At 65.8% G+C, this 14,885-nt stretch carries 14 protein-coding genes; 9 read left to right on the plus strand and 5 right to left on the minus strand.

Going from position 1 to position 14,885, the window contains the following annotated elements; genetic code table 11:
- Nucleotides 1-3: 3 nt before the first annotated feature.
- The 4 genes from QX126_RS05755 to QX126_RS05770 all read right to left on the minus strand — a co-directional run bounded on the left by QX126_RS05755 (nucleotide 4) and on the right by QX126_RS05770 (nucleotide 5,822).
- Entirely contained in the window at nucleotides 4-921 is a 918-nt protein-coding gene (locus QX126_RS05755) for an ABC transporter permease subunit (RefSeq protein WP_315737411.1), read from the minus strand.
- Nucleotides 922-1,523: 602 nt separating this feature from the next.
- Nucleotides 1,524-2,603, minus strand: a complete 1,080-nt coding sequence (locus QX126_RS05760) for a hypothetical protein (protein WP_315779810.1) — start codon at nucleotides 2,601-2,603, stop codon at nucleotides 1,524-1,526.
- A 43-nt stretch (nucleotides 2,604-2,646) separates the two neighbouring features.
- Nucleotides 2,647-4,617 carry a glycosyltransferase gene (locus QX126_RS05765; protein ID WP_315779812.1) on the minus strand — a complete coding sequence of 657 codons (1,971 nt, stop codon included), beginning with the start codon at nucleotides 4,615-4,617 and terminating at the stop codon, nucleotides 2,647-2,649.
- Nucleotides 4,617-5,822, minus strand: a complete 1,206-nt coding sequence (locus QX126_RS05770) for an HlyD family secretion protein (protein WP_315737414.1) — start codon at nucleotides 5,820-5,822, stop codon at nucleotides 4,617-4,619. Before QX126_RS05770 ends, QX126_RS05765 begins: the two co-directional genes overlap by 1 nt.
- A gap of 520 nt (nucleotides 5,823-6,342) precedes the next feature.
- Between QX126_RS05770 and QX126_RS05775 the strand changes: the two genes are divergently transcribed.
- Nucleotides 6,343-6,888 carry a hypothetical protein gene (locus QX126_RS05775; RefSeq protein ID WP_315737415.1) on the plus strand — a complete coding sequence of 182 codons (546 nt, stop codon included), beginning with the start codon at nucleotides 6,343-6,345 and terminating at the stop codon, nucleotides 6,886-6,888.
- 22 nt (nucleotides 6,889-6,910) lie between these two features.
- Here the strand turns inward: QX126_RS05775 and pcaD are convergent, their stop codons facing one another.
- Entirely contained in the window at nucleotides 6,911-7,693 is a 783-nt protein-coding gene (gene pcaD, locus QX126_RS05780) for a 3-oxoadipate enol-lactonase (protein ID WP_315776747.1), read from the minus strand.
- A 231-nt stretch (nucleotides 7,694-7,924) separates the two neighbouring features.
- Between pcaD and QX126_RS05785 the strand changes: the two genes are divergently transcribed.
- From QX126_RS05785 to QX126_RS05820, 8 genes are all read left to right on the plus strand, one after another.
- A complete protein-coding gene (locus tag QX126_RS05785; RefSeq protein ID WP_315759237.1) occupies nucleotides 7,925-8,371 on the plus strand; it encodes a carbon monoxide dehydrogenase subunit G in 447 nt (148 codons plus the stop codon).
- A 131-nt stretch (nucleotides 8,372-8,502) separates the two neighbouring features.
- A complete protein-coding gene (locus QX126_RS05790) occupies nucleotides 8,503-8,988 on the plus strand; it encodes a (2Fe-2S)-binding protein (protein ID WP_006612357.1) in 486 nt (161 codons plus the stop codon).
- Between the two features lie 48 nt (nucleotides 8,989-9,036).
- Nucleotides 9,037-9,894: a xanthine dehydrogenase family protein subunit M gene (locus QX126_RS05795; RefSeq protein WP_315776746.1), complete on the plus strand. Its 858-nt coding sequence runs from the start codon at nucleotides 9,037-9,039 to the stop codon at nucleotides 9,892-9,894.
- A 31-nt stretch (nucleotides 9,895-9,925) separates the two neighbouring features.
- Nucleotides 9,926-10,834, plus strand: a complete 909-nt coding sequence (locus QX126_RS05800) for a MoxR family ATPase (protein ID WP_315737420.1) — start codon at nucleotides 9,926-9,928, stop codon at nucleotides 10,832-10,834.
- A gap of 171 nt (nucleotides 10,835-11,005) precedes the next feature.
- Entirely contained in the window at nucleotides 11,006-12,211 is a 1,206-nt protein-coding gene (locus QX126_RS05805) for a VWA domain-containing protein (RefSeq protein WP_315779814.1), read from the plus strand.
- A 13-nt stretch (nucleotides 12,212-12,224) separates the two neighbouring features.
- Nucleotides 12,225-12,548 carry an XdhC family protein gene (locus tag QX126_RS05810; RefSeq protein WP_231326115.1) on the plus strand — a complete coding sequence of 108 codons (324 nt, stop codon included), beginning with the start codon at nucleotides 12,225-12,227 and terminating at the stop codon, nucleotides 12,546-12,548.
- 3 nt (nucleotides 12,549-12,551) lie between these two features.
- Nucleotides 12,552-13,253 carry an XdhC family protein gene (locus QX126_RS05815; RefSeq protein ID WP_315779817.1) on the plus strand — a complete coding sequence of 234 codons (702 nt, stop codon included), beginning with the start codon at nucleotides 12,552-12,554 and terminating at the stop codon, nucleotides 13,251-13,253.
- Nucleotides 13,250-14,854, plus strand: a complete 1,605-nt coding sequence (locus tag QX126_RS05820) for a molybdopterin-binding/glycosyltransferase family 2 protein (RefSeq protein ID WP_315779818.1) — start codon at nucleotides 13,250-13,252, stop codon at nucleotides 14,852-14,854. The genes QX126_RS05815 and QX126_RS05820 overlap by 4 nt, the downstream gene beginning before the upstream one ends.
- The last annotated feature ends 31 nt before the right edge of the window (nucleotides 14,855-14,885 follow it).

Consider the following 14,885-nt stretch of genomic DNA (forward strand, 5'->3'; position numbering starts at 1 on the left):
TCTTCAGACTTTTTCGACTTCGGGCCGGCCGAGCAGGCCGGTCGGCAGGAAAATCAGCACGACGATGAGGATCGAGAATGCCGCGACGTCCTTGTACTCCACGGAAAAATAGGCCGACCAGAACGTCTCGATCAGTCCGATCGCGAGGCCTCCGAGCATCGCGCCCGGCAGCGAGCCGATGCCGCCGAGTACCGCCGCCGTGAACGCCTTGATGCCGGCGACGAAGCCCATGAAGAAATCGACCAGACCGTAATACAGCAGGTACATCATGCCGGCGACGGCAGCGAGCGCCGCACCGATCACGAAGGTCATCGAGATGGTGCGGTCGACGTCGACGCCGAGCAGTGCCGCCATGGTCTGATCCTGCTCGCAGGCGCGCATGTCGCGCCCGAGCCGGGTGCGGGATACCAGCCAGGTGAACAGCGCGAGCAGAACGATGGTGGTGATGACCACCACGATCTGGATGTTGGAGAGCTGGACGACGAAGCCGCCCGCACCCTCGTGCAGGGTATAGCCGCCGGTGATGATCGGCGGCACCGGCTTGACGCGCGCGCCCTGCGACACCTGCGAATAGTTGGTGAGCACGAACGACATGCCGATGGCGGACAGCATCGGCGCCAGGCGGAACGAGTGCCGCAGCGGGCGGTAGGCGATGCGTTCGACGGTCCAGCCATAGAGCGCCGTGATGGCCATCGAGACCAGCAGCACGATCAGCAGAATTACCGGAACCGCAGTCAGGCCCAGCGACACCAGGACCAGGAACGAGATCAGCGCGATGAAGCCGCCGATCATGAAGATGTCGCCATGGGCGAAATTGATCATGCCGACGATGCCATAGACCATGGTGTAGCCGATGGCGATCAGGCCGTAGATCGAGCCAAGGACGAGGCCATTGATGAGCTGTTGCGCGAAATAATCCATGAACTGCCGTGAGTGAGACTGCCGATATCGGTTCGCAACGCGGCGGGGGCCTTGCAGAGCAGGTGCTGGTATGCCTGGAGATCGCACCCGCGCCCAAGGCGACGCGTGGGCCAGTACTAACAGCTAGGAACCGGGTGCCGCAACAGCGTGCAGTGCCACAATTGCGGGCTTATCCCGCCTCCTTTGACGGCGCGGTTCCCGTGCCTTTCTCGGGTCCGGCCATCGCCATCAAATGACCACCGCGGAACGCAGCACCTACCGCCGAAGGAGGTGCTCTCGCACTGGTTGCGCGCGGTAGCGAAGCGAGAACCCCATGAGCAGGCTGGCGGACGAGAACCAGGGGCACCAAAGTCCGGCCGGGAGACCGAACCGGCAAGATGAGGGACACGGAGGGGCAGCCCGCGTCCCGGCCAGCAATACCAGGACCCGCGTCTGCAGGACCGCTCGTTGGCGTGGACACTGGAGGATTCGCTTTCAGCTCGGATTCTCTCGCCGCCGCTCGGGCTAGCCGCTGAGGCCAATGATGGCGAAGGAGGCGCGAGCGACGAGGGCCGCGACCTTCGGCGTCGAGCGCATCGAGCTGATCGTGTCGCTGGCGCCGCTCATATGCCGCTACCGCTGTCTTCCGTCGGACCAGGCACTTTTGCCATCAGCTTCGACTGGAGCCTGACCAAGGCGTCGCGCAGCCGCGTCGCCTCATCGTACCGGGTTTCCCGAGCCACCATGCCGGAAAACGGATCTTTCACCATGGTTTCGGCGGCCTGGGCAAGACGGCGCATCGGCGTCGCCACCCATTTCGCGGCGAAATTGAGCAGCACCAAGATCGAGAACACGCCACCGGCAACGTTGAACCAAAACGAGCGCACAAGCTGGCGGGTCGGCAGCATCGCGGCAACGGCGTCCTGCCGGATCAGAAGGGACCAGCCGAAGCTCGGCAGATCGGCGTACTTCACGGTGGGGAACGTGACGGTGAAATAGTCCTTGCCGTCGGGCCATCGCTCGATGAGCGCGACCGGGGCCCCGCGGCTTGCGGCCTGCGCCGAGCCGATCGTCAACTGCTTGCCGACGAGATCCGGCGGGCCGAACAGCACGATGCTCTCGCGCGACAGCAACACCAGATCGATGTCGCGCGACGCCAGCGCCGCGACGGATTCGATCACCCATTTCCAATCGATTTGGGCCCCGATGACGCCGGTCGGGGCCCCGTCGTGCACGAGCGGAGCCGACATGGCGATCAAGCGGTCCGGTCCCGAAGCGGCCTGCAACATCCGGCCCAGGGTCTCTGGTTCGCGATCATCGACCGCCGTCGGCACCCCGAGTCCATGCCGGAACCAGCGCAGGTCGGCGACGCTTTGTCCCTCCAGCATCCGGTCCTTGCTCGCGATGACCTTGCCGCCTGGGTCGGCGATGCCGAGCCAGGCATAGCGCGGCTGGAACTGGCTCACGAACTGGATCTGTCGGCGCGCCTCGGCGACGTCGGCGGGGTCGATGATCGCGGCGAGCCGCGACACGTCGATCCACGTGCCGTACATCTGTCGCGCCAGCAGGTTTGCGCTGAGCTCACCGCGCGTCCTCAGCTGCTCGATCGCGAGCTCCTCGCCGCGCCGCTGCAGCGACGCCGAATAGAGGATGGCAACGGCCAGCGCCGTCACGACGATCAGTGTCGTGCCGCCGAGGAACACCGCTGTCTGTAAGCTCCACCGTCGCCTCGTCATCGTCTTCTCCTCAATCGGCCACGGCTCGCGCGAGTTCTTTCAGCATGCGGCCGAGATCGCCGCTGTCGGCGCCGGGCACTCCGCTCGCGGTGTGCAGCCGCTCGATGATCTGGGCGCGCTGCTGCGGCGTCACCGTAAATATGAGCCGGTAGCCGTCGTTCGTCGGAGCCGCGACCTTGGTCGGGATATCGCCGATCAGGGGCAAAGTGAGCGTGCCGATGGCGCCGGTCGCAAGGCCGACCGGACCGCTGACGCGTGCGCCGCCGGGGCCGAGATTGACGATCCAGCCGCGTTGCGGCTCGCCGTCGACCGTCAGGGTTATCGGCTCGACGATCTGGCGTTGCGGCCGGTTGTAGCGTGGACGGTCGATGCACACGGCGATCGCCACCGACAGCACCAGAACGTTGTAGATCGTCCAGAACATCACGACGATGACGCCGTCTCCCGCGGTCCCCGTGGTATTGAAGACAAAATCGGACGTCAGCGACACGATCATGCCACCGATCGTCAGCGCCATCAGGATCAGGAAGGGCCGCATCAGCGGCCATTGGACGATGATCTTGGCGCGATCGCCGCCCTTGGCGGTCACCGAGAATTTGTGCGGACCGGGGGAGAGCAGGCCGAGAGCGGCGGCGCGGAGCACGGGCCAGGCGGCGACGATCTGCGAGACATCGTTGACGATCGGAATGAACAGTCCCTTGGACAGCCAGTTCAGCGTGTACATGATCGAGAGATAATAGGGGCCGTAATACCGGATGATGTCGGCGATCGAGGCGTTCACCACGGTCACCCCGCCCCACCAGTAGAGCAGTGGACAGATCAGCGCGGCGAGGCGGAACGGATAGGTCGACGTCCAGTAAAGCAGCGAGTCGAGCACGCTGAGCCGGTGGAAGAAGTCGAGACCATGGGAGCCGAATGGATTGTAGACGTTGCGCACGATCTGCATGAGGCCGAGGCACCAGCGGCCGCGCTGCGTGACGTATTCCGCAAGGCCTTCCGGCGCCAATCCCTCCGACAACGCCTCGTTCAGGTAGACGGTCTGGTAGCCGTGCGCGGACAGGCGCAGCGTGAGCAGGAAATCCTCGGTGACGCTCTCGGTCGGCACGCCGCCGATCATCTCTACGGCGTAGACGCGGAATATCGAGGAGGTGCCGCAGCACATTGCGATGCCCCAGGCGTCGCGCGCCGGCTCGACGTTGTCGAAGAAGTGGCGCTGCTCGTCGGGATAGGACGCGCCGATGCCGAGATTGTGCTGGATCGGGTCCGGGTTGAAGAAGTGCTGGGGTGTCTGTACGAGGCCGACAGCCGGATCGTGGAACAACGCGAGCGTCCGCTCGACGAAGTCAAGATGAGGCACGAAGTCGGCGTCGAGAACGGCGACGAAATCCGGCCGGTCCGCATCCGCCGCGCGCAGCCGCAAGGCATTGTTGATGTTGCCGGCCTTGGCGTGCGACTTGTCGGTACGGGCGACATAGCCGATGCCGTGCTCGGTGCAGTAATCCCGGAGCCAGGCCCGGCTGCCGTCGTCGAGGACGAAGACGCGCAATGCCGCATAGGTGATCGCCTTGGCGCCGACGATGGTTCGCTCCAGGACCTCGAGCTGCTCGTTGTAGGTGGTGATGAAGATGTCGACACGAGGCGGCGGCCTCGGAAGCCACCAGCCGGCATGGCGATCAGCCTCCGTCGTCCGCTCCTTGGTCCTGGTCAGGATCAGGAAGGCGAAGGACGACGAAACAACGGTGAGCGCTTCGAGAACGGCGAAGCCCCAGCTGAGGATCCCATCCGGCGTGAGGCCGGGCGGAGCAAGGGTCTCGGTGAAGCGCCAGGCGACATAGCGCCAGGCCAGCAGGATCGAGCCGCTGAGGAGCAGGGTCCGCCAGTACCATATCTTCGGGTCCAGGAGGGGCAACACCAGGACGCGCAGCCCTACGATGATCGCAACGACTGCGAACGCGGACAGGAATGGTGACAGCGTCGGCATCAGTAGCCGTACCGGGCGACGAAGCCGCGCAATGCCGCGATCGGTCCGCTGGTGAAGATCACCCGGCCGGTGCGCCCGATGGCGCAGGACAGATCCGGCTGCTTGGCGAGATCTGGCACCGCAACGGTGACGTCGAAGCGCTGCAAGTGCTGCGGCGTCGGGCCGACGGCGAGATTGGCGTAGAGTTGCGAGGCGCCCGAGCCGCCGAGACGTGTCACCGTCCCATCGAATATCCGGTCGTCTCCGAACAGACGGAACTGCACCGGGGCGCCGATCGACAGGCTGGCGTAGAGACTTTCGGGAACGCTCGCGGTCACCACGAGACTGTTGCAGTCCACCAGCTTGGCGAGATCCTGACCGCGACGGGCATATTCGCCGTCGTCGACGAGGAAATCCCAGGCCATGCCCGGGACGCGGGCCCTCAGCGTCGCCGAGGTCAGTCGGTTGATCCGGACGCGTTCGGCGTTGATCTGCTGCTCGTATTGGACCAGGCGGGATTGGATCTGCTGCTCGTCCACGGCAAGTTCGGCGAGGCGCAGGTCGAGCTCGTGAATGCGCTGCATCGAGAACGGCACGTCGTTGTAGGAGTCGCCTATGAAGACCCCCGATTGCGCGGAGCCGAGCTCGGTCTCGACATAGTTGGTGCGCTGTTTCGCGCTTTCCAAATCCTGCTTGGCGATATCGAGCGAGGCGCTGGCCTGGTCGAGGCCGGCGACCGTCTGGACCCCGCGTTCCTTCAGCTCGTTGGCCCGCGTGAAGGTGAGATCAGCGAGCTTCAGCCGGGCGGCCGCGGCATCCTCCGCCGCCTTGGCCTCGGCGATGCGTGCCGCGATCTGGCGGACGCGGCCGGTCTTGTAGTTGGCCGACTGGGCCGCGAAGGCGGCCCGCGCTTGCTCGAGCGCCGAACGCTGCGCCGGAACCCGCTTGAGCGCGATCTTCTGCTCGTCACGGTCGCGCTCGAGATTGAGCAGGCGCGTGGTGTCGAACCGGTCGTCGACGATCTCGGCCATGAGTTCCCCGGCGTTGACCCTGACGCCGATATGGCTCACCCCCAGCGTCACGCGGCCTTCGATCGGCGCGCGCACGACGTAAAGCCGGGCATTGACGGTCGCGTCGCCTGAAGTTCCGGCGAAATGCTCGCCGACCAGGATGTAGAGGCCGCCGGCCAGCAGGAGGATGCCGATGAAGATCCGAGCCAGTCTCATGCAGTACTCCCGCTCGGCGGCTGCTTGCCGCATCACGATCGAGCTGTGCGAAACGCAGCAGCGCTCGTCTTAAGATAGTATCACATTGTCTAGCTACTTTGACGCTAGTCAAAAGCAATGATGGCGCGGCGCACATAATTGCGGTGCAGCGGCCATCGACGCGATCGGACTGCCGGCGCATCGATCGTGACCCCGATGCAGGCGTCGGTTACGGCGATCATTCAGCGGAGCAGCCGCATCGCGGTGCTGAAGACGAAGCGGGCGCGCAATGTCGGATGCGATGCAGATGTTCGTGGAGGCGTTGATGGCCGGGAAGGCCGTTGTCACGCGGGAAGTCGAGGCCTGATCGGCGAGGTCACCGGCAGGGTCTCTTGGACGGTGACCGTTGATGGCTCTCGCGCCCGTCGCCACCCTGTTAAGGTAAACGAATGGTTTAAATTGCCGGGCGCGTTTGCCGCGCGTTAGCTCGTCTGGAAGTCGGCCGGACGGGCGGTTTGTGGGATGGAAAGGTGGGCGTGACATGATCAAGGATTGCGTGATCAGGAATTGGCGGCTCAGTTGCGTCAACGGTGTGCTGCTGGCGCTCTACTTCGTGCCCGCCTGGACCATCATCGCGTTTCAGATCATGGTGTCGCCGATCCAGGGGCTGTTCGCGCGGCCCAATATTGCGGTGGCCTTGTTCATCAGCGACTACCTGCAGTTGTCGGGCATCGAGACCGTCCGCGCCGCCTGGCTGCTTGCGCTGGCGCGACTGACGGTCGCAGGCTTCTTCGCGATGTTTCTGGTCCTGATCCTGGTTCCGCGGGTGCGAAAGGTGGCCGGCTATGTCGAGGCGCTGTCGATCGGGCTCGCTTTCGGCAGCATGCTCGCCTTCTTCAGCATGATCATGGCCGCCAAATTCGGGGAGCCCCAGGCACTGCGTTTGCATGCCACGGAACTCCTGATGCTGCTCGGCACGGCCATCGTCATGCTGGTGGAGAAGCCGTCGACGCAAGCCTCGCCGTCCTCCGCATCCGCTCCGCCGAAGATGGGGCCCACGGCGACGCCGGCGCCGCAGCAGGCGTAACGCCCTGATCCATCGCGGTGCGTCAGCGCTGGGTCAGAAAGCCCAGCACGGCATCGTTGAACTGGCCCGCCGCTTCGACATTCGAGATGTGCGCGGCATCGACGATGGTCATGCTGGCGCCGGGGATCCGGCTGCGGATCGCTTCCGCCATCGCGATCGGCGTCGACTTGTCGTAGCGGCCGGCCACGACGAGGGTTGGGCTTTTGATGGCCGGCAGGTCCTCGCGCAGGTCCAGCGCCCGCAGTGCTTTGCAGCAAGCGAGATAGCCCTCGACCGGGGTGGCCACGAGCATTGCCTTCATCCGGTCGGCAACGTCGGGATTGTGATCACGAAACTCCTGAGTCAGCCAGCCGGCGATGACCGTGTCGGCGATTCCAGCGAGTCCGCTGTCCTCGACCGCCTTGATGCGGGCGTCCCAGATTGCCGGATCGGGGTAGTAGCAGGTGGTGTTGGCGAGCACGAGCTTGCCTACACGTTCAGGAGCGTGGGCCGCGAGCCACTGCCCGACCATGCCGCCCATCGACACGCCGCACCAGTGCACCTTCTCGATGTTGAGGTCATCGAGAATCGCCAGCGCATCGCGGCCGAATCGCTCGATCGAGTAGGGCCCGGGCGGCACTTGCGACTTGCCATGACCGCGCCGGTCATAGCGGATCACGCGGAACACCTGCGTGAAGGCGCGCATCTGCGGCTCCCACATCTGCAGCGTCGAGCCGAGCGAGTTCGAGAGCATCAGGGTCGGTCCGCCGTCGCGGCCCTCGACGGTGACATTCAACAGACAGCCGTCGGCATCGATCATCGGCATGAGCGGAATCCTTGTCGCAGGCGGCCGCGCCGCCGGAGGAATCGTGCAGATTCGATGGCGAACTAACCACCCCCATCGCCGTCTGCCAATCAAAACCCAACGGCGGCGAGATCCGGATTGCTGCGGTGCTCCGGCTTTTCTGCAACGCTTCCGGTCGCTGCTCGCCCTTCCTTTTGGACGTTCGGTGCTTTACTTGAATGCCTCTAACCGCGCCAATCGGGGGAGATGCACATGGCAATGACGATGACGGGCGAGGTCCAGCTGGCCGCTCCGCGAGAGCAGGTCTGGGCCAAGCTGAACGATCCGGAGGTGCTCAAGGCCTGCATTCCCGGCTGCGAGGAACTGGAGAAGACCGAGGACGGTGGCTTCCGCGCCGTCGCCAAGATGAAGGTCGGACCGGTCTCCGCGCGCTTCAAGGGCAAGGTCACCTTGAGCGATCTCGATCCGCCGAACGGCTACAAGATCTCCGGCGAAGGTGAGGGCGGCGTCGCGGGATTCGCCAAGGGCGGTGCGGTCGTTGCGCTGGCGGACAAGGACGGTGGCACGCTGTTGACCTACAATGTCGAGGCACAGATCGGCGGCAAGCTGGCGCAGCTCGGCCAGCGGCTGATCAACGGCACCGCAAAGAAACTCGCCGACGAATTCTTCGCCAACTTCGCCAAGGCCGTTCAAGGCTGACCGCAACCGACCCATGCGCGGCCGGGGGCGAGGTTGCCCGCCGCCGGGAGCGCCCATATGATGGTTTTCGACTGATTTTGCTGGGCTGCGCTGCAGTGCAACGCTGTCGCGCGGATAATAGAGAGTCCTGAATGGCCAAGATTTCCATGATTGTGAACGGTAATCCCGTCACGGCGAACGTCGACCCGCGGACGCTGCTGGTGCAGTTCCTGCGCGAGAATCTGCGCCTCACCGGCACCCATGTCGGCTGTGACACGTCGCAATGCGGCGCCTGCGTCGTCCATCTCGATGGCAAGGCGGTCAAGTCCTGCACGACATTGGCCGTGATGGCCGATGGTCATGAGGTCAGGACGATCGAGGGGCTCGCCGCCGACGGCGCGCCGCTGCATCCGATGCAGGAAGCGTTTCGCGAACACCATGGCCTGCAATGCGGCTTCTGCACGCCCGGCATGATCATGACCGCGGTCGATCTCGTCCATCGCAAGGGACATGAGCTCAGCGAAGAGACCATCCGCGAGGAGCTGGAAGGCAATCTCTGCCGCTGCACCGGCTATCAGAACATCGTGCAATCGATCGCCGCCGGCGCCAAGGCGATGGCCAAATCGGACCTCGCCTAAACGTCTGACCTCGCCCCAGTCGGCCCGCTGCGCACAGGACATTTCCCCATGTACGAATTCAAATATCATCGGCCGGCGACCGTGCGCCAGGCCGCCAATCTCCTCACCAAGAACGAAGACGCCAAGCTGGTCGCCGGCGGCCACACGCTGCTGCCGGTCATGAAGCAGCGGCTCGCGAGCCCGCCGCATCTGGTCGATCTCTCCCATGTCGAGGGGCTCGATACGATCGAGGTGAAAGGCCGCAACCTGGTGATCGGCGCGATGGCGCGTCATGCCGACGTCGCCAACTCCGCAACGGTCGGCGAGGCCATTCCGGCGCTCGCACATCTGGCGAGCCTGATCGGCGATCCCGCGGTGCGCCATCGCGGCACCATCGGCGGTTCGATTGCCAACAACGATCCGACCGCGGACTATCCGGCAGCATGCCTCGCGCTCGGCGCCACCATCGTCACCAACAAGCGCAAGCTGAAGGCCGAGGAGTTCTTCCTCGGGCTGTTCACGACCGCGCTGGAGCCGGACGAGATCATCACCAAGGTGAGCTTTCCGCTGGCGAAGAAGGCCGCTTACGTGAAGTTCCGCAACCAGGCCTCGCGCTATGCGCTGGTCGGCGTGTTCGTCGCCCGTCGTCCCTCGGACGTGCGCGTCGCCGTGACCGGCGCCGGCGGCAATGGCGTGTTTCGCGTCACTGCTTTCGAGGAAGCGCTGCAGAAGCGTTTCTCGCCGAAGGCGCTGGAGGGAATTTCGGTCTCGGCCGAAGGCCTCAACAGCGACATTCACGGCAGCGCCGAATATCGCGCCCATCTGATCGGTGTGCTGGCGCGCCGCGCGGTGGATGCGGCCAATGCCGGCGCCAAGGCCTCAACCGCATCGGAGGGAGCCGCCGAACCGGAGGCTCCGGCTTCGTGACGGACGCGTGAGGAAGGAAGCGGTCTCGCCCATGAGTGCTCCGGCCCTGCCAGCATCGGTCGACGCGATGCTCGAATTGTTGTCCTCGCGCGGCTATCTGGCCGAGCGATCGCTGGCGACGGTGACCTATCTGTCGCTGCGGATGGGCCGGCCGCTGTTCCTCGAGGGCGAGGCCGGCGTCGGCAAGACCGAGATCGCCAAGGTCTTGTCGGCCGCGCTCGGCCGCAAGCTGATCCGGCTGCAGTGCTACGAGGGTCTCGACGTCGCCTCCGCCGTCTATGAATGGAATTCAGCGGCGCAGATGATCGCGATCCGGCTGGCCGAAGCGGGCGGCGAGGTCGACCGCGATCAATTGACGTCGGACATCTTCGCCGACCGCTATCTGATCAAGCGCCCGCTGCTGCAGGCGCTGGAGCCGGATGTCGCAGGCGCGCCGGTTCTTCTCATTGACGAGCTCGACCGCGCGGACGAGGCGTTCGAAGCCTATCTGCTGGAGATACTCTCCGACTTCCAGGTCACGATCCCGGAGTTCGGCACCGTCAAGGCGCCGCATCCGCCGATCGTCATCATCACCTCGAACAGGACTCGCGAGATCCATGACGCGCTGAAGCGGCGCTGCCTGTATCACTGGGTCGATTATCCCTCCGCCGAGCGCGAGCTCGCCATCGTCAAGACCCGGCTGCCCGGCATCTCGCAGCGGCTGTCGCAGCAGATCGTGCGCTTCGTGCAGGCGCTGCGTGACCAGGACTTCTACAAGTCGCCAGGGGTCGCCGAGACCTTGGACTGGGCCACGGCGTTGACCGAGCTCGATGCGCGTTCGCTGAATGCCGAGGTCGTCGGCGACACGCTGGGCGCGCTGTTGAAGTATCAGGACGACATCGCCCGCATGCAGGGGGATGCGTTGCAGAAGGCGATCAAGGACGCGACCAGCGAGACTTGAGCCGCGGTCGCGCCACAGCGAAGGTCGTCATTCCGGGATGCGTGCGCAGCACGCAGGCCCGGAATCCATAACCACGACCGTGAGTATGGATTCCGGGCTCAGCCCTTTGGGTTGCCCCGGAATGATGAACTCAGTTTGAGGCACGTCCCGGAATGACGAGGGGATAGACCGATGCCCACGCCCATCAATCACCTCGCGCCGCCGACCGGCGGCATCGCCGACAACATCGCGGGCTTCGCGCGGGCGCTACGCGCCGCCGGCCTTCCGGTCGGTCCGGGTGCTGTCATCGATGCCATGACCGCGCTCGAAGTGATCGACATCGGCAAGCGGGCGGACGTCTTCACCACGCTCGAATCGATCTTCGTCAAGCGCCACGAGCATGCGCTGATCTTCGCCCAGGCCTTCGACCTGTTCTTCCGTCCCGCCGAGGAATGGAAGTCGATGCTCGATTCGGTGCCGCTGCCGGACCACGCCAAGAAGAAGCCGCCGCCGGCCTCGCGCCGGGTGCAGGAGGCGATGTCGCAGCCGCAGACCCATGAGGAGCCGAAGGCGCAGGAGCAGGACCTGCGGCTCGCGGTGTCCGACCGCGAGGTGCTTCAGAAGAAGGACTTTGCGCAGATGAGCGCGGCGGAGATCGCCGAGGTCGCACGCGCCATCGCCAAGATGCGGCTGCCGCAGGCCGAGCTGAAAACGCGCCGCCACACCGCGGACCCGCGCGGCCGTCGAATCGACATGCGCAAGACGCTGCGTCAGGCGCTGCGCACCGAAGGCGAGATCATCAACTTCCATCGCCTGGGGCGGATCGAGAAGCCGGCGCCGATCGTGGCGCTGCTCGACATCTCCGGCTCGATGAGCGAGTACACCCGCCTGTTCCTGCATTTCCTGCATGCCATTACCGATGCGCGCAAGCGCGTCTCGGTATTCCTGTTCGGCACGCGGCTGACCAACGTGACGCGGGCGCTGCGCCAGCGCGATCCCGACGAGGCGCTGGCGAGCTGCTCGGCCAATGTCGAGGACTGGGCCGGCGGCACAAGGATCGCGACCTCGCTGCAGACCTTCAACAAGCAGTGGGCGCGCCGCGTGCTCGGGCAGGGCGCGATCGTGCTCCTGATCTCCGACGGGCTCGAGCGCGAGGCCGACAGCAAGCTCGCCTTCGAGATGGACCGGCTGCACCGCTCCTGCCGGCGGCTGATCTGGCTCAATCCGCTGCTGCGCTATTCCGGCTTCGAGGCGAAGGCGCAGGGCATCAAAACCATGCTGCCCCACGTTGACGAATTCCGCCCGGTACATAACTTGACCTCGATCGGGACGCTGATCTCGGCGCTGTCGTCGCCGTTGCCGCCGCATCAGCGCAGCGCGATCCGGCCCGCCGCCTGAGAAGGAGATAGTCATGCTCAACCGCGACGAAGACATCCTCAAGGCCGCCGAGGATTGGCACAAATCCGGTCACGGCGTGGCGCTCGCCACCGTGGTCGAGACCTGGGGCTCGGCGCCGCGCCCGGTCGGGTCCAACCTCGTGATCAACGACGAGGGCACGTTCTTAGGGTCCGTGTCCGGCGGCTGCGTGGAGGGCGCGGTTGTCACCGAGGCGCTGGACGTGATCTCCAGCGGTCAGCCCAAGATGCTGGAGTTTGGCGTCGCCGACGAGACCGCCTGGAACGTCGGGCTGTCCTGCGGCGGCACCATCCGTGTGTTCGTCGAGAAGGTGGGCTGACCGATGCAATTGGGAACACTGGCCGAGCTCAATGCCGAGCGCGCCGCGCGCCGCCCGGCCATTCTCGTCACCGACGTCGCCTCCGGCGAGCAGCGTCTGGTCAAGGCCGCCGACATCGCCGCCGATCCCTTGCGCAACGAGCTCGCAACGCAACTGCGGATGGGCAAGAGCGGCATGGTCGAGGTGGGCGGCAAGCGGTTGTTCCTCAACGTCTACGCGCCGACGGCGCGGCTCGTCATCATCGGCGCCGTCCATATCAGCCAAGCGCTGGCACCGATCGCCAAGTCGCTCGGCTATGACGTCACCGTCGTCGATCCGCGCACGGCCTTCGCCAGCCCCGAGCGCTTCCCCGACGTGCCGCTGATCGCCGAATGGCCCGACGTGGCCCTGCCGCCGCTCAACGTCGATCACTACACGGCCTTTGTCGCGCTGACGCATGATCCGAAGATCGACGATCCGGCGCTGCTGCACGCGTTCTCGCGCGACTGCTTCTATATCGGCGCGCTCGGCTCACGGAAGACGCATGCCAAGCGCGGCGACCGCCTGCGCGCCCAAGGCGCCAGCGACGCCGACATCGCCCGCATCCATGCGCCGATCGGGCTCGCCATCGGCGCGGTGTCGCCGTCGGAGATCGCGGTCTCGATCATGGCCGAGATCACCGCCACGTTGCGGCTGCCGGCCAAGGAGAAAGAGCAGGCGGCATGAAGTTCGGTCCTGCCAGTCCGACTGAAGCGATCGGCGGGGTGACCGTGCACACCCTGCGCAAGGGATCGTTGGTGCTGAAGAAGGGCACGCTGATCGGTCCCGCCGAGGTCGAGGCGCTGGCCCGAGAGGGCGTCAAGGAGATCGTGGTCGTCCGGCTCGAGGCGGGCGATGTCTCGGAGGACGAGGCGGCTGCCGACGTCGCGAAGGTCGTCGCAGGCAAAGGCATTCACGTCGATCGCGCCTTCACCGGGCGCGCCAATCTGTTCGCGGCGCAGGCCGGCGTGCTGATGATCGACCGCGCCGCCGTCGAGCGCATCAACGGAGTCGACGAGGCCATCACCTTTGCGACCTTGCCGGCCTTCAAGCCGGTGGTCGAAGGCGAGATGGTCGGCACCGTCAAGCTGATCCCGTTCGGCGTCGAAGGCCGCCTGCGCGATGCCGCCGTCGCTGCGGCGGGCAGGGGCGCGCTCAGCATCGCCTCCTATGTGATCAAGCGCGTCGGCGTCGTCTCGACGCTTCTTCCTGGGCTCGCGCCCAAGGTCATCGACAAGACGCTGCGCGTCACCGCAGAGCGGCTCGCGCCGGCCGGCGCCACCATCATCGCGGAGCGCCGCGTGCCGCACGAGCAGGCCGCACTGGCCGCTGCGATCAGGGAGCTGTTGGCGCTGGGCGCCGAGCTCGTCATCGTGTTCGGCGCGTCCGCGATCGCCGACCGCCGCGACGTCATTCCCGCCGCGATCACCGGCATCGGCGGTGCGATCGAGCATTTCGGCATGCCGGTGGATCCCGGCAATCTGCTCTTGATCGGTAGCGCCGCCGGTGTGCCGGTGCTCGGCGCCCCCGGTTGCGCCCGTTCGCCGGCGGAGAACGGTTTCGACTGGGTGCTGATGCGGCTGCTCGCCGGCATCAAGGTCACCCGCGCCGAGCTCACGGCCATGGGCGTGGGCGGACTCCTCATGGAGATCGTGACACGGCCGCAGCCGCGCGCCAAGCCGGAGGCCGAGGGCGAACGCAAGGTCGCCGCGGTCGTGCTGGCTGCGGGACGCTCGACCCGCATGGGAGGGCCGAACAAGCTGCTGGCCGAGCTCGACGGCAAGAAGCTGGTGCGCATCGTGACCGAGCAGGCGCTGGCCTCCAAGGCCGGTGAGGTCATCGTCGTCACCGGTCATCAGGCCGAGCTGGTCGAGCAGGCGCTGTCAGACCTCAACGTCCACTTCGTCCGCAACCCGGATTTCGCCGGCGGCCTCGCCAGCTCGGTGAAATCAGGCATTGCCGCGGTGCCTGAGGGCGTCGATGGCGCGGTCGTGTGCCTGGGTGACATGCCGATGGTGTCCTCGGATCTGCTCGACCGTCTGATCGGCGCGTTCGCGCCTGATCGCGGCAATTTGATCGTGGTGCCTGTGTCCGAGGGACGCCGCGGCAACCCCGTGCTGTGGTCACGCCGCTTCTTCGCCGAGCTGATGACGCTGGACGGTGACGTCGGCGCGCGGCACCTGATCGCCAAGCACACCGAGGCCGTCGCCGAGGTGCCGGTCGACGGCAACAGCGCCTTCCTCGACATCGACACGCCGCAGGCGCTGGAAGCCGCCCGGCGCGGCTGAGCCAGCGTAGCCCGCCCTCAACCTCCCATTC

The organism is Bradyrhizobium sp. SZCCHNPS1003 (genome assembly GCF_032381555.1).
Taxonomy (GTDB): Bacteria; Pseudomonadota; Alphaproteobacteria; order Rhizobiales; family Xanthobacteraceae; genus Bradyrhizobium.

What these genes read in the sequence shown, in the direction of transcription:
- QX126_RS05755 (WP_315737411.1), bottom strand. Translation starts at nt 921, where the DNA reads ATGGATTATTTCGCGCAACAGCTCATCAATGGCCTCGTCCTTGGCTCG.
- QX126_RS05765 (WP_315779812.1), bottom strand. Translation starts at nt 4,617, where the DNA reads ATGCCGACGCTGTCACCATTCCTGTCCGCGTTCGCAGTCGTTGCGATC.
- QX126_RS05770 (WP_315737414.1), bottom strand. Translation starts at nt 5,822, where the DNA reads ATGAGACTGGCTCGGATCTTCATCGGCATCCTCCTGCTGGCCGGCGGC.
- QX126_RS05775 (WP_315737415.1), top strand. Translation starts at nt 6,343, where the DNA reads ATGATCAAGGATTGCGTGATCAGGAATTGGCGGCTCAGTTGCGTCAAC.
- pcaD (WP_315776747.1), bottom strand. Translation starts at nt 7,693, where the DNA reads ATGCCGATGATCGATGCCGACGGCTGTCTGTTGAATGTCACCGTCGAG.
- QX126_RS05785 (WP_315759237.1), top strand. Translation starts at nt 7,925, where the DNA reads ATGGCAATGACGATGACGGGCGAGGTCCAGCTGGCCGCTCCGCGAGAG.
- QX126_RS05790 (WP_006612357.1), top strand. Translation starts at nt 8,503, where the DNA reads ATGGCCAAGATTTCCATGATTGTGAACGGTAATCCCGTCACGGCGAAC.
- QX126_RS05795 (WP_315776746.1), top strand. Translation starts at nt 9,037, where the DNA reads ATGTACGAATTCAAATATCATCGGCCGGCGACCGTGCGCCAGGCCGCC.
- QX126_RS05800 (WP_315737420.1), top strand. Translation starts at nt 9,926, where the DNA reads ATGAGTGCTCCGGCCCTGCCAGCATCGGTCGACGCGATGCTCGAATTG.
- QX126_RS05805 (WP_315779814.1), top strand. Translation starts at nt 11,006, where the DNA reads ATGCCCACGCCCATCAATCACCTCGCGCCGCCGACCGGCGGCATCGCC.
- QX126_RS05810 (WP_231326115.1), top strand. Translation starts at nt 12,225, where the DNA reads ATGCTCAACCGCGACGAAGACATCCTCAAGGCCGCCGAGGATTGGCAC.
- QX126_RS05815 (WP_315779817.1), top strand. Translation starts at nt 12,552, where the DNA reads ATGCAATTGGGAACACTGGCCGAGCTCAATGCCGAGCGCGCCGCGCGC.
- QX126_RS05820 (WP_315779818.1), top strand. Translation starts at nt 13,250, where the DNA reads ATGAAGTTCGGTCCTGCCAGTCCGACTGAAGCGATCGGCGGGGTGACC.